Annotated in this window: 1 protein-coding gene; it reads left to right on the forward strand. The window is 64.3% G+C overall.

The genetic code is table 11. The annotated features are described in order from the left end of the window. The coding region (locus ACP7FG_RS12995; RefSeq protein ID WP_439226625.1) for a hypothetical protein at positions 1–280 on the forward strand (280 nt) is incomplete at both ends.

A 280-nucleotide genomic window follows, 5' to 3' on the forward strand; every position in this document is an offset into this window, starting at 1 on the left:
TCTCGCCACGGCTCGGCAAGGGCACCAACTACCGCTCGTTCGACAAAGTGCTGCCGATCCCCAATCACTATTATTCGAGCCTTGCCCGCTGGCACCAGCTCGCGATGATGCGGGGCAATGGCGATTTGCGCGAATTGCAGCAGCTGGCGCGCACCGCGCTCGATCCGGCGCCGCTGCACGATTTCATCACCATCGTCGACCACGATCTCGGCTTCGCGCTCTACCGCGCCGTCTCCGACACCAAGGTCGCGCTGTCGAGCCGCGATCGGGTCGAGTTCCG

Origin of the sequence: Idiomarina sp. ST10R2A5, from assembly GCF_051842325.1 — a bacterium.
In the GTDB taxonomy this organism is placed as follows: domain Bacteria; phylum Pseudomonadota; class Gammaproteobacteria; order Enterobacterales; family Alteromonadaceae; genus Idiomarina; species Idiomarina abyssalis.